A 17,216-nucleotide genomic window follows, 5' to 3' on the forward strand; every position below is an offset into this window, starting at 1 on the left:
GTGAATAGGATCACCGCTGGGCGGCGGCATCCCCTCGCGAGATACGCCGTCCTGCTCCTGGCCCTGGCCCTGATCGGCGGGGTCTACACCGTTGCCCTGACGGTCTCCTCCAGCCGGCAGGCCGACGCCGCCATCGCGTCCGGCAGGGCCGACGACGTGGCCGAGGGCAAGAAGCTCTTCGAGCAGAGCTGCGCCAGCTGCCACGGGCGTAACGCCGAGGGCACCGCCTCGGGTCCGACCCTGATCGGCGTCGGCGCCGCCTCGGTGGACTTCCAGGTCAGCAGCGGCCGCATGCCCCTGGCCAACCCCGGCGCGCAGGCACCTCGCAAGCCCCCGGCGCCGTGGGTCAACGAGGACACCGTCCGGCAGCTCGGCGCCTACATCCAGTCCCTGGGTGGTGGTCCGGCCGTGCCGACCGCCGAGCAGGTCGACGCCGCCAAGGGCGACAAGTCCAAGGGCGGCGAGCTGTTCCGTGCGAACTGCATCCAGTGCCACAACTTCGTCGGCTCCGGCGGCGCCCTGACCCAGGGCAAGTACGCTCCGCCGCTCCACGAGGCCACCGAGAAGCAGATCTACGAGGCCATGATCACCGGCCCCCAGGCGATGCCGGTGTTCAACGACAGCATCATCACTCCCGAGCAGAAGCGGGACATGATCGCCTACATCGTGGGCGTGCGTGAGGAGCCCAACCCGGGCGGCGCCGGTCTGGGCCGCATCGGCCCGGTCACCGAGGGCCTGGTGGCCTGGGTCGTCGGACTCAGCCTCCTCTCCCTGGCCGCCATCTGGATCACCGCGAAGAGGCGACAGGCCAAATGACTGAGAACAATCACGGCATCGAACAGCCGGAGGAACGCGTGCCAAGGCGCGTCATCGGCACCCCCCCACCCGCGGCGAGCACCTCCCTGCTCGGCGCCGAGGAGCACCCGTCGACCGAGGTCGTCCAGGTTCCCGGCGTGACCCTGCAGGACGAGGCGACCGCGAAGAAGGGCGAGAAGTACGCCGCCCTCTGCTTCCTCGTCGCCTTCCTGGCCGGTATCGGCTTCGTGGTGTCGTACGTCGTCTTCCAGGTCGGCGACATCGAGAAGACGCAGGTCTCCAACCTCGCGCTGGGCGGCACGCTCACGCTGGCCCTGCTCGGGCTGGCCGCGGGCATGGTGACCTGGGTCCGCCTGGTCATGCCCAAGTACAACCTGGTCCAGGAGCGCCACCCGATGGCCTCCGACACCGAGACCCGGTCCTACGTCGGTGAGACCTTCATGCAGGGCGCGGCCGAGAGCGGCATCACCAAGCGCCCGCTGCTGCGCCGCACCCTGCTGGCCGCCGCCGCCCCGCTCGGCCTGGCCCCGCTGGTCCTGCTGCGCGACCTCGGCCCGAGCTACAAGGACTTCCCCGCCAAGCTGCGGCACACCGTCTGGGGCGAGAAGACCAAGGACGGCAAGCACCGCAAGCTCCTCGTCGAGGGAAGCGGATCACCCATCCGGGCGGCCGACTTCAACTCCCCCGGCGGCATCCTCTCCGTGGTGCCCGAGGGATACGAGCACGACCTGAACGCACTGGCCAAGGCCACCCTGATCCTGATCAAGTTCCGCCCGGAGGAGCTCAAGCCCGGGACGAACCTGAACTGGACCCACGACGGGATCGTGGCCTACTCCAAGATCTGCACGCACGTCGGCTGCCCCGCGGCCCTGTACGAGCAGACCACGCACCACATCCTGTGCCCGTGTCACCAGTCGACCTTCGACGCCGCCGACGGTGCCAAGGTCGTCTTCGGCCCTGCGGCCCGGCCGCTGCCCCAGCTGCCGATCGCCGTGGACGAAGAGGGATACCTCGTGGCGACGGCGGACTTCCCCGTCCCCGTCGGCCCCAGCTTCTGGGAGCGCGGCGACGCCGAGGCCGAGGTCCGTGAGGCCGAGGTCCAGAAGGGAGCCCAATCGTGAGCACCCAGCCCGTTCCCAAGCCCGTCGCGGGTGCGAGCGGTTTCGTCGACGACCGCATCGGAGCGGGGAACTTCCTGCGGCGGAACCTGCGGAAGATCTTCCCCGACCACTGGTCGTTCCTGCTCGGTGAGATCGCGCTCTACTCGTTCATCATCCTGCTGCTGACCGGCACGTTCCTGACGTTCTTCTTCAAGCCCAGCATGGGCCACGTGGAGTACACCGGCTCCTACGGCCCGCTGCAGGGCGTCATGATGTCCGAGGCGTACGCGTCGTCGCTGGGGATCAGCTTCGACGTGCGCGGCGGCCTGCTGATGCGGCAGATGCACCACTGGGCCGCCCTGCTGTTCATCGGCGGCATGATGGTGCACGCGCTGCGGGTGTTCTTCACCGGTGCCTACCGCAAGCCGCGCGAGCTGAACTGGATCATCGGTGTCCTGCTGCTGACGCTGGCGCTGGCCGAGGGCCTGACCGGCTACTCCCTCCCCGACGACCTGCTGTCGGGCGCCGGTCTGCGGATCACCGAGGGTGTGGCGATCTCGCTGCCGCTGGTCGGCACCTGGATCACGTTCTTCCTCTTCGGCGGCGAGTATCCCGGCGAGGACGTCATCTCCCGGTTCTACTCGCTGCACATCCTGCTCATCCCGGGCATCCTGCTGGCGCTCATCTCGGCTCACATGATCCTGATGTGGGTCCAGAAGCACACGCAGATGCCGGGCAAGGGCCGCACGAACGAGAACGTGGTGGGCGCGCCGTTCTACCCGGCCTTCATGGTCAAGGCCGGCGCCTACTTCATGTTCACCTTCGGCGTCATCGCGCTGCTGGGCACCTTCGCCCAGATCAACCCGATCTGGCTGTTCGGTCCCTACACCCCGGCCGACATCTCGGCGGGCTCTCAGCCCGACTTCTACATGGGCTTCCTGGAGGGTTCGCTCCGGCTGATGCCCGCCTGGGAGATCAACGTCCTGGGCTTCACGCTGCCGATGAGCGTGCTGATCCCGGCGCTGGTGCCGATGGGCATCGTCATGACGGGCCTGGCGCTGTATCCGTTCATCGAGCAGTGGGTCACCGGAGACCGCCGCGAGCACCACATCGTGGACCGTCCCCGCAACAACCCGCACCGCACCTCGATCGGCATGGCCGCGATCACGTTCTACGGGGTCCTGTGGCTGCTCGGCGCCAACGACGAGATCTCCTCGGTCTTCCACGTGTCGCTGAACTGGACGACCTACGTCGGCCGGGTCCTGATCTTCGTCGGTCCGGCGATCGCCTACTACGTCACCTACCGGATCTGCCTGGGCCTGCAGCGCGCCGACGCGGCCGTCATCGGCCACGGCGTGGAGTCCGGCGTGATCAAGCGACTGCCGCACGGCGAGTACATCGAGGTCCACGTTTCGCCCAACGAGGCCATCGAGGCCCACATGCGGGGCAAGGAGCCGATCCCGGTCGTCACCGGGGGCGGCGGCGGAGATGACGACGGCATCCCGTCCAAGGCGATGCGCAGCCCGCTCGGCAAGCTCCGCACCAAGATGAGCGCGGCCTACGGCGGCGAGAAGATCCCGCTCGACGACGGTCACGGCCACGGTGAGGGTCACGAGGAGCACACGGCGGTCGGCCAGGGTGGAGACGAAAAGTCCCTGACCCACTGACCCCTCGGGGTTGACGCCACACGAGAGGCCCGGACACCGCACGGTGTCCGGGCCTCGACGCTTTCCCCCGCCGGAGGGCCGCCGAGCCCCGGGGGGAGCCCCTCAGGGGCCGCCGCGGACACCTTCGAGCGGGGCGCGGCTTCAGACGTCGTCGGTGGTGAAGTGCTTGAGGCTGCTCCACTTGAGCCATTCCCGCCAGCTCTCCTGCCAGTGACCCCAGCCGTTGGTGGGCTCCAGGACGCGGGGCGAGCCGGTGATGATGATCGGGTCCCCGATCAGGGTGTTGTCGAGGAACCACTTGGCGTTGCTCGGACTGACGTTGACGCAGCCGTGGCTGACATTGGAGTAGCCCTGGGAGCCGACCGACCACGGGGCGCTGTGGATGTACTCGCCGCTGTTGGAGATGCGGACCGTGTCGTAGACGGTCAGCTGGTAGTAGCCGGGCGAGCCGGGCCCGATGCCCGGAGAGGTCATCACCGTGACGTTCTCCCTGGACATGGCCAGGTGCACGCCGCTGGTCGTGTGGTACTTCCAGTCGCCGCCCTGGCCCGCGCTCATCGGGATCTCCCTGACCACCCTGCCGTTGCGCCGCACCGTGAGGTGGTGGGAGAGAATGCTGCCCCGGGTGATCTGCGCGCGGCCGACCTTGAAGTTGACCGTCCGGTTCGCCGCGCCGTACAGGCCGGCGCCGCCGCGCACCCCGGCCAGCCGGGCCTCGACCCTGACCTTGGTGCCCGAGGGCCAGAAGTTCTTCGGGCGGAAGTGCACGTTGCGGTCGTCGAACCAGTGCCACGCCCCCACGACCGGCCTGGAGGTACGGACGAACAGGTTGCGCTCGACGGAGACGCGGTCGGTGACGGGGTGGTCAAAGGTGATCATCACCGGCATGCCGACGCCGACGGTGAGACCGGTCATGTCCCGGTCCGGCATGAAGCTCTCGATCGCGAAGGTCTCGCGGCCCTTCACCGTGGAGAAGGACGAGGTCGTCTCGGTGACGGCGCCCGCCGGATTGACCGCCGTCACCGAGACCTCGTAGGAGGCTCCTGGAGCCGCCGTACCGCGACTGCGCCACTGTGTACCGTCGGCGCTGAGAACGCCCGGCAGAGAGCCTTTGGCGCCCTTCACGGCCCTGACGGTGACCGACTTCAGGGTGCCGCCCTGCGCCGCGACCAGGACGGGGGTGTCCGTGGGCACTCCCCTGGCTCCCTTGAGCGGTGCCACGGTGATCACGGCGGCGGCGGACTCCGCCTGCTGGGACGCCTGTGGCGTCTGCTCCTGGCGTACGGCGGTGCTTGTCGAGCAGGAGGTCGTCACCAGCACGAGGGCCAGCAGTCCCGCTCCCTGGCTCGAACCACGGATCGCGTGCCCCACATGAACTCCCCTGTCCCGGACTGAACCACTGATTCAGTTATTACCCGGAGTAAGCGGTCCACCACATAAGACATCCACCCTGAGCCCCAAATAAACGCCAAAAAGCGGGCCACGGAAGCTTTTCCGTGACCCGCTTTTCGCGGTGGGACGCGGGGTCAGTGCGAGAAGTTGCCCCGGTAGTACTCGAAAACGAAACCGATCATGCTCATGATGATCGCGAAAACACCGATCAGGAACAGCCACCAGCCGATGACCAGGCCGACCGCGGCGAGCGCGACGGCCAGGCAGACGAAGAGCGGCCACCAGCTGTGCGGGCTGAAGAAACCGAGCTCCCCGGCGCCGTCACTGATCTCGCCCTGCTTGTCGTCCTCCGGCTGCTCGCCGATGCGGCGGGCCGTGTACATCAGGTAGTAGCCGATCATGAACGCGAAGCCCACCGAGATGGCCATCGCCGTCGTGCCGACCGGCTCCTTCGACCAGTACCAGTAGACGACGTCCACCGCGGCGAAGAAGACGCCGCAGAGGATGAACAACCAGCCCTGGACCTTCATCGGACCTCCTCCAGCTCACGGGGGGCCGGGGTGTGCGGGTACTTGAGGTCGAACGCCGGGCGCTCGGACCGGATGCGGGGCAGCGAGATGAAGTTGTGCCTCGGCGGCGGGCAGGACGTCGCCCATTCGAGGGAGTTGCCGTAGCCCCAGGGGTCGTCCACGGTGACCTGCGGCGCGGTCTTGTGGGTCTTCCACACGTTGTAGAGGAACGGCAGCGTGGAGGCGCCCAGCAGGAACGCGCCCACCGAGGAGACCATGTTGAGGTCGGTGAACCCGTCGATCGGGCTGTAGTCGGCGTAGCGGCGCGGGAAGCCCTGCGCGCCCAGCCAGTGCTGGACCAGGAAGGTCGCGTGGAAGCCGACGAACAGCGTCCAGAAGTGGATCTTGCCCAGCCTGTCGTTCAGCATCTTGCCGGTGAACTTGGGCCACCAGAAGTAGAAGCCGGCGAACATCGCGAACACCACGGTGCCGAACACCACGTAGTGGAAGTGCGCCACCACGAAGTAGGAGTCGGACACCTGGAAGTCCAGCGGCGGGGAGGCCAGGATGACACCGGTCAGACCGCCGAACAGGAACGTCACCAGGAAGCCGATCGAGAACAGCATCGGCGACTCGAAGGACAGGTGGCCGCGCCACATGGTGCCGATCCAGTTGAAGAACTTCACCCCGGTGGGCACCGCGATGAGGAACGTCATGAAGGAGAAGAACGGCAGCAACACCTGACCGGTGGCGAACATGTGGTGCGCCCACACCGTGATCGACAGACCCGCGATGGCGATGGTCGCGGCCACCAGGCCGATGTAGCCGAACAGCGGCTTGCGGCTGAAGACCGGCAGGATCTCGGTCACGATGCCGAAGAACGGCAGCGCGATGATGTAGACCTCGGGATGGCCGAAGAACCAGAACAGGTGCTGCCAGAGCAACGCCCCGCCGGTGGCCGAGTCGAAGATGTGCGTGCCGAGCTTACGGTCGGATTCCAGCGCCAGCAGCGCGGCGGCCAGCACCGGGAAGGCCATCAGCACCAGGATCGAGGTGAGCAGGATGTTCCAGGTGAACATCGGCAGACGGAACATCGTCATGCCGGGCGCGCGCATGCACACGATCGTGGTGATGAAGTTCACAGAACCGAGGATCGTGCCCAGACCGCTGATGGTCAGGCCGACGATCCACAGGTCGCCGCCGATTCCCGGGGAGCTGATCGCGTTCGACAGCGGAGTGTAGGCGAACCAGCCGAAGCTGGCCGCGCCGCCCGGGGTGAGGAAGCCCGACAGGGCGATGGTGCTGCCGAAGGTGAAGAGCCAGTAGCTGACCATGTTCAGCCGCGGGAAGGCGACGTCGGGCGCGCCGATCTGCAGCGGCATGAGCTCGTTGGCGAACCCGGCGAACAGCGGGGTCGCGAACATCAGCAGCATGACGGTGCCGTGCATGGTGAACAGCTGGTTGAACTGCTCGTTCGTGGTCAGCTGGAGGCCCGGCTGGGCCAGCTCCGCCCGCATGATCAGCGCCATCACGCCGCCGATCAGGAAGAAGACGAACGAGGTGATCAGGTAGAGATGTCCGATGATCTTGTGATCGGTGGACGTCACCCACTTGACGACGACCGAGCCCTTGCGGTTCGGCGCCGGGGAGGGGGGAACTGCTGGGTTATGTGCGGTCACTGGGCACCCGCCTGGCTAGCGATGTACTGGTCGAACTCGGCCTGGGACACGAGCTTCACCGAGAAGAGCATCCGGCTGTGGTCCACACCGCAGAGCTCGGCGCAGCGACCGGCGTAAAGGCCTTCCTTCTTGTCCAGGGTCTGCACCTCGAACTTGTTGTTCACGCCCGGGATCACGTCGCGCTTGAAGTGGAACGCCGGGATCCAGAAGGAGTGGATGACGTCCGGCGAGTGGAGGTCGAACTCGATGTTCTTCCCCACCGGCAGCACCAGCTCGGGGCCCTGCTTGTAGTCGGCCGCGGGCAGGCCCACGACCTGGACGGTCTTGCCGTTGGCCTCCGTCGTGAAGCGCCAGCTCCACTGGAAGCCCTCGACCTTGACCTTCACGTCGGGCTTGCCGGACAGGGTGTTGATGTAGTTCTGGTCCCGCGCGGTGAAGAAGAAGAACACGCCGACCATGATGATCGGCACCACCGTGTAGAGGATCTCGATCGGCAGGTTGTACCGCACCTGAGGCGGCAATTCCTCCTTGGAGTTCTTCTTCTTACGGTGGAAGGCGACGGACCAGAGGATCAGACCCCACACGACCACACCGGTGGCGAGGGCGGCGATCCACGATCCGTTCCACAGATTCTGGACGGACTCGGACTGCTTGGTGACGCCCTCGGGCAGGCCGCCTCGGGACCATTCTTCGGCACTGCACGCCGTCAGGGAAACCAGCAGCAGCGCCAGAGCGGCAGCGCGTGGCACCCGGCGGCGGGCCAACGGACGCCGTGCGGAACGGCGGGTCGGACTCACGGATCGCCTACCCCACAGATGAAGCCCAGGAGTCGCTCCTGGGCGGTCGTTTGTTCATGTTCAAGATTTGTAGTTCACAGCTTCACGCTGGGGGACACATTAGCGCGGACAACCGTCGCCCCCCCGCGCAGCCCCCGCCCGCACCGCGCGTGGTGCGACGATTGGAGCGTGGCGTACTTCGACGCGGCCTCCACGGAGCCGCTGCACCCCCAGGCTCGGGAGGCCCTCATCGCGGCCCTCGACGTCGGCTGGGCCGACCCCGCGAGGCTGTACGGTTCCGCTCGCCGGGCAAGGATGTTACTGGAACAGGCGAGGACCGAGGTGGCCGAGGCCCTGGGCGCCAGAGCCGACGAGGTCTCGTTCACCTCCTCGGGCACCCAGGCGGTGCACCTGGGCGTGCTCGGCACCCTGCACGGACGCCGCAGGAGCGGCCGCCGCCTGGTCACCTCGGCCGTGGAGCACTCCAGCGTGCTGCACGCGGCCGGCATCCACGAGCGCGACGGCGGCTCGGTCGAGACGGTCGGCGTCGGGATCACCGGTGCCGTCGGGGCCGGCGCCTTTTGTGAGGCGGTGCTCGCCGAGGGCACCGCCCTGGCCTGCCTGCAGAGCGCCAACCACGAGGTCGGGACCGTCCAGCCGGTCGCCGAGGTGGCGGCGGCGTGCGCCGAGGCGGGGGTGCCGCTGCTGGTGGACGCCGCCCAGACCGCGGGCCGGATGCCGCTGCCCGGCGGCTGGTCGGTGCTGGCCGCGAGCGCGCACAAATGGGGCGGCCCCGCAGGGGTCGGTGTGCTGGTGGTCCGCAAGGGCACCCGGTGGCGCAGCCCGCTGCCCGAGGACGACCGCGAGCGCCGCCGGGTCCCCGGTTTCGAGAACGTGCCGGCGATCGTCGCGGCGGCCGCCGCGCTGCGTGCCACGGTGGCCGAGTCGGCCGTGGAGTCGGCCAGGCTCTTTGCGCTCGTGGACCGCGTCAGGACCGAGGTGCCCCGGCTGGTCCCCGAGGTCGAGGTCATCGGTGATCCGGTCGTGCGGGCGCCGCACATCGTCACCTTTTCGTGTCTTTACGTGGAAGGTGAGGCACTGCTCACCGAACTCGACAAGGCCGGATTCTCGGTATCGTCCGGCAGTTCCTGCACGGCGAGTACGCTTCGTCCATCGCATGTTCTGGAGGCCATGGGTGTGCTCACCCACGGGAACGTGCGGGTGTCGCTGCCCAGGGGCACCTCGGCGGCGGATGTCGACCGTTTCCTCACCGTCCTGCCCGGCACGGTACGCAGGATCCGCGAGGAGGCGGGGGTTAAACTGTGATCAACACTTGGGAAGTGAAGACTCCATGACGTCCAGCCAGGCCAACCCGGCGGGATCGGCCCAGAGCCCGGCACTGACCATCGACGCGCTGGGCAAGAAGTGCCCGATTCCCATCATCATGCTGGCCGAGCAGATCAACTACGTGCCGCTCAACGCGATCGTCGCGGTCCTGGCCGACGACCCCGCCGCCTTCACCGACATCCCGGCCTGGTGCCGGCTGAAGTCGCACCACCACGTGGCCAGCTACGAGCTCCCCGAGCGCGGCTGGTCCATCCACGTGCGCCGCAACTACTGACTTGTCCTGAAACTGGGTATGACTCTCCCCGAAAATCCATCAAACGGTTCGGGGGAACAGTATGAGCGGCGAGACCGCCAGGAGTCTGATGAATGCCGGGGTCCGGTGCGTGGAGGCACACGAGACACTCGACCGGGCCGCACAGATGATGCGCGACATGAACGTGGGCGCGCTTCCCATCTGCGGCAGCGACGACCGGCTGAAGGGGATCATCACCGACCGCGACATCGTGGTCAAGTGCGTGGCCCACGGCATGGACCCGTCCAAGGTCACCGCCGGTGAGCTGGCGACCGGGCTGGTCTGGGTGTCGTCGGACGCCAGCATCGACGAGACGCTCGCCAAGATGGAGCAGAACCAGATACGGCGGCTGCCGGTGATCGAGAACGGCCGCATCATCGGCATGATCAGCGAGGCCGACCTGGCCAGGCACCTGCCTGACGACAAGCTCGCCGAGTTCGTGCACCGCGTCTACGCGAGCGCCTGACACCTTCCAGGACGGCGTCCCGCCCGGCTGAGTGCCCGATGTCGGGTGATCTCAGCCGGGCATGGCCCGGCCGCCGGTCCGGCGGTGGGTCTGGCCACCGCCGGACCGGTGGCGCCCGGCGCCGGCCGGTCGGTGTTCGAGCGGCGGCTCAGGCGTGGTGGCACTTCACGAAGCCGGCCACCTCGGCCGCGGCGTCGGTGCCGTAGGCGTCGGCGAAACGCTCCAGGAAGATCTTCTGGCCGAGTTCGTACTCCTGACCACCGACGCGCTCCAGAACGTGGGTGGCGGTGAGATTGCCGACCTGGCCGCAGCGCTCCAGGGACAGGCCCCAGGCCAGCGCCGCCAGGAAACCGGACCTGAAGGCGTCTCCCACGCCTGTGGGGTCCGCCTTGCCGAGCTCGGGCGCCGGGGGGACGTGCAGCGGCGGCTCGTCCTTGCGGTCGATGACGACGCCCTTGGGGCCGAGCGTGGTGACGCGGACGCCGACCCGGCCGAGGATCTCCTCGTCGGTCCAGCCGGTCTTCTGCTCGATCATGCCCTTCTCGTAGTCGTTGCCGAACAGATAGGCGGCGCCGTCGACCAGTTCGCGGATCTCCTCGCCGGGCATGCGCGCGAGCTGCTGGGAGGGGTCGGCGGCGAACGGGATCGCGCGCTGACGCGCCTCGGCGGTGTGCCTGAGCATCGCCTCGGGGTCGTTGGGGCTGATCAGCACCAGGTCCAGGCCACCGAGCCGCTGGCTGATCGGGCCGAGCTCGATGAGACGGGCCTCGGCCATCGCACCGGTGTAGAACGACGCGATCTGGTTGTGGTCGTCGTCGGTCGTGCACAGGAAGCGGGCGGTGTGGTGCAGCTCCGAGACGTGGACGGAGTCGCAGTCGACGCCGTGGCGCTCCAGCCAGGAGCGGTAGTCGGCGAAGTCCGCGCCGACCGCGCCGACCAGGACGGGCCGAAGACCCAGGCAGCCCATGCCGAAGGCGATGTTGGCCGCGCAGCCGCCACGGCGGATCTGCAGGTCGTCCACGAGAAACGACAGGGAAATCCGGTGGAGCTGATCGGCGATGAGCTGGTCGCCGAAGCGGCCCGGGAAGGTCATCAGGTGATCTGTCGCGATTGAGCCGGTGACGGCGATGCGCACGGGGTTCTTCTCCTCGTTGTCAGCATCTCTGGGAACGTGGGCGATCGAGCCACGCAAGAATACGCGACCTTGTGGGCGCGCGAAGGCCCCGCGCGGTGACGGATGTCACCGCGCGGGGCCTTCACTGTCTCGTCCGGTCTCGTCCGGTCGAGCGATCCCCTAGTTGAACGAGTCTCCGCAGGCGCACGACCCCGTGGCGTTCGGGTTGTCGATCGTGAAGCCCTGCTTCTCGATCGTGTCGACGAAGTCGACGGTGGCACCCACGAGGTAGGGCGCGCTCATCCGGTCGGTGACCACGCTCACGCCGTCGAAGTCGGAGACGACGTCACCGTCCATCGAACGGTCGTCAAAGAAGAGCTGGTAGCGCAGGCCGGAACAGCCGCCGGGCTGCACGGCCACGCGCAGCTGGAGGCCCTCCTCGCCCTGCTGCTCCAGCAGGCTCTTGACCTTCGCGGCGGCCGCGGAACTGAGGATCAGGCCCTGCGCCGTGGTCTCGCTGCTCTCAACCGACATGTGGTGACTCCCGCGTCTGCGTCAGCCGCTCCCCGGGAACGGCTGTCTGTTTCTGACGTCCTTCTTAGACGCTACCAACACCCGCTCCCCCTTACACATTCCTGAGATGACGCTCACCTCCCCCTTCGGACAAAACTCCCTCCCCGGAATAAAGCCTCAACAGCGTGTGTCATCATTAGTCGTCACTTCGACGATAAGGGGGTGTGGCCATGACGACCACCGAGACCGGGCTTCCGCTCTTCGTCCTGGGCAGAGACGTGGACCCGCACAGCGAGCGCGGTGTCGACTGTCCTGGCGAGCTGCCGGCCGCGTCCGACCCGGCGCTGGTGGAACGCGCCAGGAAGGCGAAGGCGGCGCTCGGCGACAGGGTCTTCGTGCTGGGCCACCACTACCAGCGTGACGAGGTCATCCAGTTCGCCGACGTGACCGGCGACTCGTTCAAGCTCGCCAAGGAGGCTGCGGCCCGACCCGACGCCGAGTACATCGTCTTCTGCGGCGTGCACTTCATGGCCGAGTCCGCCGACATCCTCACCTCCGACTCCCAGAAGGTGGTGCTGCCCGACCTCGCCGCCGGGTGCTCGATGGCCGACATGGCCACCTTCGACCAGGTCGAGGAGTGCTGGGAGGCGCTGGAGGACGCCGGGATCGCCGGTGGCATCGTCCCCGTCACCTACATGAACTCCAGCGCCGACATCAAGGCCTTCTGCGGGCGCAACGGCGGCACCGTCTGCACCTCCTCCAACGCCAGGCGCGCCCTGGAGTGGGCCTTCTCCCGCGGGGAGAAGGTGCTCTTCCTTCCCGACCAGCACCTGGGCCGCAACACCGCGGTGCTGGAGATGGGCCTGTCGCCGGGCGACTGCGTCGTCTACAACCCGCACCGGCCGAACGGCGGCCTGACCGCCGAGCAGCTCGCGGGCGCCAAGATGATCCTGTGGAAGGGGCACTGCTCGGTACACGGCCGCTTCAGCGCCGAGTGCGTGGACGACGTCCGCGCGCGCATCCCCGGCGTCAACGTACTGGTCCACCCCGAGTGCAGGCACGAGGTCGTCACCAAGGCCGATCATGTCGGCTCGACCGAGTACATCATCAAGAAGATCGAGGCGGCTCCCGCCGGGTCCTCCTGGGCGGTGGGCACCGAACTGAACCTGGTCAAGCGGCTCGGCGCCATGTTCCCCGACAAGGACGTGACGTTCCTGGACCGGACCGTCTGCTACTGCTCGACGATGAACCGGATCGACCTGCCGCACCTGGTGTGGGCGCTGGAGTCGCTCGCCGCCGGCCAGGTCGTCAACCAGATCACCGTGGACGACGACACCGCCCACTGGGCCAAGGTCGCCCTGGACAGGATGCTGGCGCTGCCCTGAGGCCGCCCCGAGCACGAGGTGGACGGGCCCCGGCGGGTGGTGACCCGCCGGGGCCCGTCGCGTGCCGGGAACCTGTCGCGTACCCGGGATCGGGGGAGCACCGCGTGAGCGGGGCCTAATCCAGCTCGTAGACCACCCTGACGCTGACCGACACGTCCTGGCGGCCTGGGCTGATCGACGCCTTGTCCGCGATCGCGCCGGCGGCGAAGAACGGCCGCGGCGGGGTGACGTTCTCCTCGCTGATCTCCAGCGCGCGGCCGAGCCTGCGCCCCGCCAGCCTGGCGTACTGCGTGGCGCGGGTCCTGGCGTCCCTGAAGGCGGCCTCGCGCGCCAGCCTGAGCGGCGCGCGGTTGTCGGAGACCTCGAAGGAGACGCTGTCCAGCCGGACCGCCTCGCCGACCGCGACCGCCGCGTCGATCACGTCGTCCGCGGTGTCCAGGTCCCGCACCACCGCCTCGACCCCCTGCGCGGCCCGGTAACCGGAGATCGTGGGGTAGTCCTTGTACTGCGGGCCCAGGGACAGCTCGTTGGTCCGCAGGTCCTTGGCCGCGATACCGGCCGCCAGCAACGCCTTCGTCAGCGCGGCGGCGGCGGCGCGGGCGGCGGTGAACGCCTCTCCCGCGGTGGAACGGACCACCTCGACACCGGCGTCCAGCTTCATGACGTCGGGGGTGACCGACAGGCGCCCCTCGCCCACGATCGTTATCTGCGGCTGGTCCTCCCGCACCGTCGCCGTGGAGGGTGCGGAGTCCGCGAGCGCCGTGCCACCGAACAGACCCACGGAGACGAGCGCGGCCGAGGTCACCGCCTGAGACATCTTGATCATAAGGGCATGGCACCACGGGACGGCGGCCTCGGCGACGGACCCTCCTGGAGATCTGCCGTGTCTTGGCCGAATCCCGGGGCGGGTGTTTACCTTCCGCCGGTCAGATCCGGGCGAGCTCCCGCCACCAGCCCAGCAGCCCCGCGTCGCCCTCGACGGCGTAGTCGTCGACGCTGCGCCGCCCCCACACGACCTGGAGCAGGTCCGCCGACGTGGCGGTGCGCACGGTCACGCTCCCCGGCTGCGGGGACCGCCGGTGGTGGAAGCGGTCGGGGTCAAGGGTGATCACCCATCCGGGTCCGGTGTCGGCCTGCAGGGAGATCGTCTCGCCCCCGCCCCTCAGCTCGGCCACCCCCGGGTTCCACAGCGCGTACGGCAGGATGTCGAGGAACTCCTCGACCCCGTCGGCCGCCACGTCCTCGGGCACCAGGACCGGAACGCCCAGCGCGAGCTCGGCGTCCATCCGGTGCACCAGGGTCTCGTGGAGCATCCGCCTGGACCAGAACCGCACCCGCCGCTCCCCGCCCCAGGCCCACATCGGCGCCTGCGGATCCTGCGACAGCAGTGCCTTGGACAGCAAGGTGGCCCCCGCACCGAGCCAGGCGGGATAACCGCTCGCGTCGGCGGGCAGGCCCATGTCCATCCCGCGGCGGTCGTAGCGCCGCTCGGCCAGGTCGGCGACCATGGTGGCCGCCCACCGGTGTACGCCACCGGTGTGGGTGACGAGCCTGGCCAGGTCCCAGCCGGGACAGGTCAGCACGGGAACGGACATGTCGCGCCCCCTCAGGACATCGGCCATCCGGGCGATCTCCGCGACGGCCGCCGAGACATGCTCGACATGGGTCCATTCCCTCATTTCAGCCCTCCCGGGTGAAACGCATGAACTGCTTCTCGTACTCCTTGGCATTGGTGGTGGTGGCCAGCACCCGCTGTGACCGCCCCTCGAAGTCGAACACCACGGCCTCGTAGCCGGAACCCTTGCGTCGCCAGCCCGCGATGTGCTTGTCGTCGTACCAGCCGATGAGCCGTTCGGTCTCGAACGGGATCCGGACCTTCGCCGGGGCGTCGGAGGCGGTGGACCAGACGCAGATCTCCTTCTTGCTCTCCTTGCAGTACGTGAGCAGCAACGATCCCGACGGGGAGATGTCGTCGCCCTCGACGGTGATCGGGGTTCCCACGTCCAGCAGGGTCTGCAGCACGGTGCCCTGCAGGTCGTAGAAGCGGATGCGCTGGGTCTTGCCGGTGAGTGCCCAGGTGCCGACGGCACGGCCGTCACCCCGCCAGAAGTAGCTCCAGGTGCCCGCGTCCTTCTCCTTCACCCGGACGATCCTGGCCTTCTTCGTGACGGTGTCGATGATCGCGAAGCCGTACTCCTTGCTGGTGTCGCCCACGGCCTCGTACAGCGTCACCAGACCGCGTTTGCCGTCCGGCGACCACTGCGGCAGCGTCGGGTAGACCGGTGCCTTGGTGATCCTGATCTTGCTCGCCGCGCCGGTGCGCTGGTCGATGACCGACACGATCGAGTAGCTCTGCGCGTCGTAGATCCGGTCGGTACCCAGTGCCTGGGTGCCCGCGGCGTTGAGCGTGTAATGGAAGTACTTGTCGTTCTTGGCGAACCGATCGGCGCCGTACTTTCTGACGTAGAGGGTCTTCTCCCAGTCGAGACTGTAGGAACTCAGCTTGATCGGGTCCTGGGGGCTCTCGTGGAGAGTGATCGAACTACCGGGCAGCTTGATCCTGCTGGTCGCCTGCGGCACCGTCGGCGCCTCGGGGGTCGGGGTCGCGGAGGTGGGGGGGCTCGCCTGCTCCGTACCGCCGGTCCGCGGGTTGCCGTTCTGGGTGGTGCCCGCCTGGGGGTCACCCGGCGTCTCGGTGCCGCCGCGCACCGCCAGCACGACGCCCCCGGCCACGAGGGCGGTGGCCAGCAGGCCGCCCGCGACCGCGAGCCACACCCCGCGCCCGCTCCTGGCGGGCGCGGGGTGCGGCGGATACCCGGGTGATCCGGGGTTCTGGTACGGGCCGCCGTCGTGGGAGGGATGGGGCCCGGGACCGCCGTAGGGCTGTGGCCCCGGGGGCCCCTGATATCCCTGCTGCGGGTATCCCGGCCCCTGCTGCGGATACTGGGCGTAGCCGTGGGCCTCGGACGGCTGTGTGTAACCGTGGGACGTGGACGGCCGGGTGTGACCACGTGGTTCGGAGTGCTGGAGGTAGCCCACCGGGCCACCCTGCGGGCCCTGCACGGGGTATCCCCCTCCGGGACCGCCCTGCTGGAGATAGCCCTGCTGGGGATAGCCCTGCTGTGCGTGGTCGTCGCCTCCCGGATGCCGTCGCCCGTAAGTGGTGGCGGTGGGGGCGGGTTCGCTCCCGGCGGGATAGCCGCCGGGACCGGGGCCGGTCCGCTGCGCCGCGGCCGCCGAGCCCTCTGCGAGGATGCCGCGGGGTGCGGTGGGCAGCGCGGTGCCGGCCGCCGGGCCGCCCGCGTGGCCGAGCAGCCGCAGCAGCGCCTCGCCCGCCGTGGGCCGCTGGGTGGCGTCCTTGGACAGGCACTGCCCGACCAGGTCGCGCAGCGCCGGATCGGTGATCGCCCCCAGGTCGGGCTCCAGGTTCATGATCCGGTTGAAGATCGCAGGCAGGCTGTCCGTGCCGAACGGCGGCTGCCCGGTGGCAGCGAAGACCATCGTGCAGCCCCAGGCGAACATGTCGGCGGGTGAGCCCGCGTTCTCCCCCGCCAGCTGCTCGGGGGTCATGTAGGAGGGGGTGCCGATCGCCATCGCGGTCAGCGTGGAGGTGCGGTCGAGCGCCTTGGCGATACCGAAGTCGATCACTCGGGGGCCGTCGGGGGCCAGCAGCACGTTGGAGGGCTTGAAGTCGCGATGGACGATTCCCGCCTGGTGGATCGCGACGAGCGCGGTGACCGTGCCGATCGCCAGGCGGTGCAGGGACGCGCCGTGCCGGGGGCCCTCGGTGGCCACGACCGCGTCGAGCGTCGGGCCGTCGATGTACTCGCTGACGATGTACGGGCGATGCTGGTCGACCCCGGTGTCGATCACCGCGGCGGTACAGAAGGGAGCGACCCGCTGGGTCGTGCTGACCTCACGGACGAAACGCTCCATCGCCTCCTCGTCCTGCGTTAGGTCGGCGCGGAGCAACTTGACCGCGACACGGGCACCGGTCGGGGAGATTCCCAGGTAGACCGTCCCCTGGCCACCCTCACCGAGCCGGGCGGTGAGCCGGTACTCCCGCACATGCTCGGGATCCCCGGGCCGCAAGGACACGAGGTCCGCCATGGTCACACCCTTCTTCCGTGATGAACTTCCGGACCCATTGTGGGGGCAAA

16 protein-coding genes are annotated in these 17,216 nt (G+C 68.6%); 7 read left to right on the forward strand and 9 right to left on the reverse strand.

Annotation, left to right across the window (positions count from 1 at the left end):
* Genes qcrC through qcrB form a run of 3 tightly spaced genes read left to right on the forward strand, consistent with a single transcriptional unit; the run spans position 1 to position 3,583 of the window.
* Positions 1 to 816, forward strand: a complete 816-nt coding sequence (qcrC, locus tag IG98_RS0112260) for a cytochrome bc1 complex diheme cytochrome c subunit (protein ID WP_030910228.1) — start codon at positions 1 to 3, stop codon at positions 814 to 816.
* Positions 813 to 1,937 carry a cytochrome bc1 complex Rieske iron-sulfur subunit gene (qcrA, locus tag IG98_RS0112265; protein ID WP_030910232.1) on the forward strand — a complete coding sequence of 375 codons (1,125 nt, stop codon included), beginning with the start codon at positions 813 to 815 and terminating at the stop codon, positions 1,935 to 1,937. The genes qcrC and qcrA overlap by 4 nt, the downstream gene beginning before the upstream one ends.
* On the forward strand, positions 1,934 to 3,583 hold the full coding sequence (gene qcrB, locus IG98_RS0112270; protein WP_030910235.1) for a cytochrome bc1 complex cytochrome b subunit: 1,650 nt from the start codon (positions 1,934 to 1,936) through the stop codon (positions 3,581 to 3,583). Before qcrA ends, qcrB begins: the two co-directional genes overlap by 4 nt.
* Positions 3,584 to 3,724: 141 nt before the next feature.
* Here qcrB and IG98_RS0112275 read toward each other — a convergent pair whose 3' ends face one another.
* From IG98_RS0112275 to ctaC, 4 genes are all read right to left on the reverse strand, one after another.
* On the reverse strand, positions 3,725 to 4,954 hold the full coding sequence (locus IG98_RS0112275; RefSeq protein WP_037970063.1) for a L,D-transpeptidase: 1,230 nt from the start codon (positions 4,952 to 4,954) through the stop codon (positions 3,725 to 3,727).
* A 155-nt stretch (positions 4,955 to 5,109) separates the two neighbouring features.
* A complete protein-coding gene (locus tag IG98_RS0112280; protein ID WP_030910241.1) occupies positions 5,110 to 5,505 on the reverse strand; it encodes a cytochrome c oxidase subunit 4 in 396 nt (131 codons plus the stop codon).
* Positions 5,502 to 7,091, reverse strand: a complete 1,590-nt coding sequence (ctaD, locus tag IG98_RS0112285) for an aa3-type cytochrome oxidase subunit I (RefSeq protein WP_364214092.1) — start codon at positions 7,089 to 7,091, stop codon at positions 5,502 to 5,504. Before ctaD ends, IG98_RS0112280 begins: the two co-directional genes overlap by 4 nt.
* A gap of 68 nt (positions 7,092 to 7,159) precedes the next feature.
* Positions 7,160 to 7,912: an aa3-type cytochrome oxidase subunit II gene (gene ctaC / locus IG98_RS0112290; RefSeq protein WP_245651513.1), complete on the reverse strand. Its 753-nt coding sequence runs from the start codon at positions 7,910 to 7,912 to the stop codon at positions 7,160 to 7,162.
* A gap of 216 nt (positions 7,913 to 8,128) precedes the next feature.
* Between ctaC and IG98_RS0112295 the strand changes: the two genes are divergently transcribed.
* The 3 genes from IG98_RS0112295 (at position 8,129) to IG98_RS0112305 (ending at position 10,044) form a co-directional block, all read left to right on the forward strand.
* A complete protein-coding gene (locus IG98_RS0112295) occupies positions 8,129 to 9,265 on the forward strand; it encodes a cysteine desulfurase family protein (protein ID WP_030910249.1) in 1,137 nt (378 codons plus the stop codon).
* Positions 9,266 to 9,290: 25 nt separating this feature from the next.
* Complete coding sequence (locus IG98_RS0112300; protein ID WP_037970066.1) at positions 9,291 to 9,560, forward strand: sulfurtransferase TusA family protein; 270 nt, start codon at positions 9,291 to 9,293, stop codon at positions 9,558 to 9,560.
* Between the two features lie 88 nt (positions 9,561 to 9,648).
* Complete coding sequence (locus IG98_RS0112305) at positions 9,649 to 10,044, forward strand: CBS domain-containing protein (protein ID WP_281178469.1); 396 nt, start codon at positions 9,649 to 9,651, stop codon at positions 10,042 to 10,044.
* A gap of 148 nt (positions 10,045 to 10,192) precedes the next feature.
* On the opposite strand, the gene IG98_RS0112310 is transcribed toward IG98_RS0112305, so the two are convergent.
* Both IG98_RS0112310 and IG98_RS0112315 read right to left on the reverse strand, forming a co-directional pair.
* On the reverse strand, positions 10,193 to 11,179 hold the full coding sequence (locus tag IG98_RS0112310; RefSeq protein WP_030910258.1) for a carbohydrate kinase family protein: 987 nt from the start codon (positions 11,177 to 11,179) through the stop codon (positions 10,193 to 10,195).
* A 159-nt stretch (positions 11,180 to 11,338) separates the two neighbouring features.
* Positions 11,339 to 11,692: a HesB/IscA family protein gene (locus IG98_RS0112315; RefSeq protein ID WP_030910261.1), complete on the reverse strand. Its 354-nt coding sequence runs from the start codon at positions 11,690 to 11,692 to the stop codon at positions 11,339 to 11,341.
* Positions 11,693 to 11,901: 209 nt separating this feature from the next.
* Between IG98_RS0112315 and nadA the strand changes: the two genes are divergently transcribed.
* Positions 11,902 to 13,056 (forward strand): quinolinate synthase NadA, encoded by a 1,155-nt coding sequence (gene nadA / locus IG98_RS0112320; protein WP_030910264.1) that lies wholly within the window; start codon positions 11,902 to 11,904, stop codon positions 13,054 to 13,056.
* 115 nt (positions 13,057 to 13,171) lie between these two features.
* On the opposite strand, the gene IG98_RS0112325 is transcribed toward nadA, so the two are convergent.
* The 3 genes from IG98_RS0112325 to IG98_RS54250 all read right to left on the reverse strand — a co-directional run bounded on the left by IG98_RS0112325 (position 13,172) and on the right by IG98_RS54250 (position 17,166).
* Complete coding sequence (locus tag IG98_RS0112325; RefSeq protein WP_030910266.1) at positions 13,172 to 13,882, reverse strand: SIMPL domain-containing protein; 711 nt, start codon at positions 13,880 to 13,882, stop codon at positions 13,172 to 13,174.
* 100 nt (positions 13,883 to 13,982) lie between these two features.
* A complete protein-coding gene (locus IG98_RS0112330; protein WP_037970069.1) occupies positions 13,983 to 14,735 on the reverse strand; it encodes a maleylpyruvate isomerase family mycothiol-dependent enzyme in 753 nt (250 codons plus the stop codon).
* A 1-nt stretch (position 14,736) separates the two neighbouring features.
* Positions 14,737 to 17,166 carry a serine/threonine protein kinase gene (locus IG98_RS54250; RefSeq protein WP_157594293.1) on the reverse strand — a complete coding sequence of 810 codons (2,430 nt, stop codon included), beginning with the start codon at positions 17,164 to 17,166 and terminating at the stop codon, positions 14,737 to 14,739.
* Positions 17,167 to 17,216: the final 50 nt, after the last annotated feature.

Origin of the sequence: Streptosporangium amethystogenes (assembly GCF_000721075.1) — a bacterium.
GTDB classification, from domain to species: Bacteria; Actinomycetota; Actinomycetes; order Streptosporangiales; family Streptosporangiaceae; genus Streptosporangium; species Streptosporangium amethystogenes.